The sequence below is a fragment of the Vibrio genomosp. F10 str. 9ZD137 genome, assembly GCF_049974785.1.
In the GTDB taxonomy this organism is placed as follows: Bacteria; Pseudomonadota; Gammaproteobacteria; order Enterobacterales; family Vibrionaceae; genus Vibrio.
Map to the genome: position 1 here is coordinate 1 of NZ_JBNGCJ010000698.1, position 3,769 is coordinate 3,769.

The 3,769-nt window shown below is 44.7% G+C and carries 4 protein-coding genes; 1 reads left to right on the forward strand and 3 read right to left on the reverse strand.

The genetic code is table 11. From position 1 onward, the window contains the following. Positions 1–413: anhydro-N-acetylmuramic acid kinase (locus ACP45E_RS16670; protein WP_198927744.1), on the reverse strand; the 413-nt coding region annotated here is incomplete at its 3' end. A gap of 98 nt (positions 414–511) precedes the next feature. Between ACP45E_RS16670 and nagZ the strand changes: the two genes are divergently transcribed. Continuing rightward, on the forward strand, positions 512–1,495 hold the full coding sequence (gene nagZ / locus ACP45E_RS16675; RefSeq protein WP_017036898.1) for a beta-N-acetylhexosaminidase: 984 nt from the start codon (positions 512–514) through the stop codon (positions 1,493–1,495). 179 nt (positions 1,496–1,674) lie between these two features. Here nagZ and btsR read toward each other — a convergent pair whose 3' ends face one another. Further along, positions 1,675–2,394: a two-component system response regulator BtsR gene (btsR, locus tag ACP45E_RS16680; protein ID WP_017036899.1), complete on the reverse strand. Its 720-nt coding sequence runs from the start codon at positions 2,392–2,394 to the stop codon at positions 1,675–1,677. A 9-nt stretch (positions 2,395–2,403) separates the two neighbouring features. Next, positions 2,404–3,769, reverse strand: a 1,366-nt coding sequence (locus tag ACP45E_RS16685; RefSeq protein WP_069585285.1) for a sensor histidine kinase, incomplete at its 5' end; no start/stop codon positions are given.

Genomic DNA, 3,769 nt, shown 5'->3' on the forward strand with positions numbered 1-3,769 from the left:
TCCTTGCGTCTGAAATCGGCAACAGTATCAATGCCACATTGGGCAGCAATGATATTGGCATCACCCAACTGCATGGTAAACGGGAAATCGCTTGTGGGCTGATGAAAGACGGTTTGTCCATGGTTACCAATCGCTGCAATGTGATCGGCTTGGTAACCGGATTTATCCAGTAGCGCATTAACCGCATCGGCAAACAGTCGGCCAAGTTGGTGGTCCAGTTCCCCTATTTCAATTAAATTGGTTCGCTGACCTGTGGCAATATTCAATAAGCGAGATTTTATATCGCTTGGCATTGGGTACTCGTCGTGTGCGATCATGTGAACGTTCTCACCATCAATCTGCACTAAAGCAGTATCGACGCCATCCATGCTGGTTCCCGACATCACGCCAATGTAAAGTTCTGGTTGTTTCATCGTATATTCACTGAGTTCAAACCTAAAATCATTGTAAAGCATTTTTAAAGCGAATAATCTCGATGACTTAGCGAATTTATGCGGAGTTAGGAGAAGATATGGGTCCATTATGGGTCGACGTTGAAGGCTATGAACTGACGGCAGAAGACAAGGAAATTCTAGAGCACCCAACGGTAGGCGGTTTGATCCTATTCGCTCGAAACTATCACGATAGTGAGCAGCTATTAGCATTGAACAAAGCGATCCGTAAAACGGTTAAGCGACCATTCTTAATTGGCGTCGATCAAGAGGGGGGACGAGTACAGCGCTTCCGAGAAGGCTTTTCGATCATTCCAGCGGCTCAAGAATACGCGAGACATAAAGAGGGAGCACAATTGGCTCAGCAAGGTGGCTGGTTGATGGCTGCAGAACTTATCGCCCATGATATCGATCTTAGTTTCGCGCCTGTTTTAGATAAGGGCCATGAATGCAAGGCGATAGGCAGCCGCGCATTTGGGGACAGTGTTGACGATATTATTTGTTACAGCACAGCGTATATGCAGGGAATGAAGTCCGTGGGTATGGCAACGACAGGGAAGCATTTCCCGGGGCATGGTGGTGTATTAGCAGACTCACACCTAGAAACGCCTTATGATCATCGAGATGATATTTTTGAATCCGACATGGCTATTTTTAAGGCTCAGATTGAAGCGGGAGTATTGGATGCCATGATGCCAGCCCATGTTATTTACCCTCATTATGATGATCAGCCAGCCAGCGGTTCTGAGTATTGGCTACAACAAGTATTACGTCAAAAACTGGGCTTTAACGGGTTGGTTTTTTCTGATGACTTAACCATGGAAGGCGCATCGATCATGGGAAGCCCAGCTGAGCGAGCTCATCAATCATTAGTCGCGGGGTGCGACATGCTTCTGGTATGTAACAAGCGGGATGCTCAAGTCGAAGTCCTTGATAACCTGCCTATAATGGATGTGCCTATCGCTGAGGCATTATTGAAAAAGCAGTCTTTTAGTCTGGCTCAATTACGCCGTTCAAATCAATGGAAGCAAGCATCAGAAGCGATAAAAATGATGCTCGACTAGTGGTCGTCCATGTTCTCTGCGGCTAAGAATGTCCTTACGTCTAAGAATATACTTACGTCTAAGAATATACTTACGGCTGAGAATATACCGAGATTTAAAATGAGAAACCATTTTAGGGTGGTTTTTCACGGCATATTGCACGTCACTGAACCATGAAATGTAAGCATGCAATAAAGGTTTTAGTGAAATCCCAACATCTCTTTTAAGCTTTTTAAGTAACGTCTACTGACCGGAACTTGATGGTGGCTCACCGTTACGATTTCAGCGAGGTTATTTTCTAATAGTTTAATTTCTTTGATGGCTTTTGGATTGACTAGGTACTGACGGTGACAGCGCACTAATGGGGTTTTCTCTTCGAGCACTTTTAAGGTGAGTTGACAGGTTGCGGTTTGCTGCTGAGTTTGTACGTGCACGCCGCTGATATCGGTGTAGGCGAACTCAACATCAAGCGTTGGGATGATCATGATGCGGTTTAAGCCAATACAAGGTACTTGCTCAAGCGATCGTGGGGCAATGGTTGAGATCTTTTGCTCTATCGGATTTGTGTGTTTTTGAAGGCGAGCTATCGTTTTATCCAATCGGCATGGATTGACTGGCTTTAGCAAATAATCAAATGCGTTATCTTCAAAAGCCTGAATCGCATATTCGTCATAAGCGGTAACAAACACAACATAGGGCATAGTCTCTGGATCAAGCATGCCTAGTAATTCAATGCCGGTAATTTGAGGCATTTGAATATCAAGAAAGACCACGTCAGGTTTTAACTGATTAATTTTTTTCAGCCCTTCAATGGCATTGCTGGCAGTATCCAACACGGATACTGTACCGGTTTCTTCGAGCAGATCAGAGAGCTCTTCTCGAGCAAGTAATTCATCATCAATAACCAAAGCCGAAAGCATACTCATTCCTTAGCGGTTTTCTTGAGTGGGAATAATAAAGCTCATTCGAGTGTATTGGTTCTCTTCCACTTCAATTTTTAGTGCCGCATCACGCCCAAACTTATTGGTTAAGCGTTTATCAACGATGGCCATTCCTAAACCAGAGTGATCGTCACTCGGTGCTTTGTAGTGACCGGCATTATCTTCCACAACAATACGTTGACCTTGCAAAACCGGTTGACTGTAAATCCGAACTATACCGCCTTCCAGTTTCTGTGATGTGCCATGTTTGATGGCATTTTCAACCAGAGGCTGGAGTGTAAAGCTAGGGAGCTGTCGCGTGAGTAGGAATGGGTCAATGTTCACATCGATCTCTAACCGTTCACTAAAGCGCGCTTTTTCGATGGTCAGGTAAGCATTAACGTGGGCAAGCTCTTCTTTTAGCGTCACGGTCTCAATATTTTGCTTAAGGTTACTGCGGAAAAAATGCGACAGATGCTGAATGAGGTCACGCGCTTTATCGGGGTCCCGGCGAATAACAGCATTGATAGTATTCAGTGCATTGAACAAGAAATGTGGATTCACTTGAGCGTGGAGCAATTTTATTTCGGCTTGTGATAGCAACATCTGTTTCTGTTGATAATCACCATAGAGAATCTGACTTGAAAGCAACTGAGCAATACCCTCAGCCATCGACATATTAATGGTCGAAAAGAGTTTTCGCTTTGGTTCGTAAAGCTTAATGGTTCCGATGACTCGATCGCCCGCTCGCAATGGAATGATTAAAGCAGAGCCGAGTTTGCACTTTGGGGATAAAGAGCATTGGTACGGCGTCTCTTTTCCATCAAGGTACTTGATTTTGTTTTCACTGATCGCGTCTAACGTGCTGTTCGATGAGATGGGAGTCTCTGGCTTATGGTGATCATCCCCTATACCGACAAACGCCAAGATCTTTTGGTCATCCGTGATGGAGACCGCACCGACACTGGTTTCTTCGTAGACGATACGTGCGATTTTTTCGGCATTTTTGCTATTAAATCCAGAAGAAAGGACGCCAACAGAGCGTTCTGCAATGTTTAAGGCTCGACGTGAAAACGTCGCAGAATACTCTTCAAAGATGGTTTTTCTATCTTGTAAGATACTCATAAACAGTGCTGCTCCGAAGGAATTAGCGATGATCATAGGAGCGGCAATGTCAGAGACTAGGGCATAGGATTGTGCAAAAGGCTTGGCAACCAGCAAAATGATGAGCATTTGCATAATTTCAGCAAACAATGTGGTCCCAAATACGATGCTGGGGCTAAATAGCTGACTTACTTTGTTTTTTCTAACAAAGTAGGTGTGCACGAGCCCGCCTATGAGCCCTTCTGCGGTGGTTGATATTGCGCAAGCGACG

Excerpts from the sequence above, each read along its gene's own strand:
- nagZ (WP_017036898.1), top strand. The coding sequence starts at position 512 with ATGGGTCCATTATGGGTCGACGTTGAAGGCTATGAACTGACGGCAGAA.
- btsR (WP_017036899.1), bottom strand. The coding sequence starts at position 2,394 with ATGCTTTCGGCTTTGGTTATTGATGATGAATTACTTGCTCGAGAAGAG.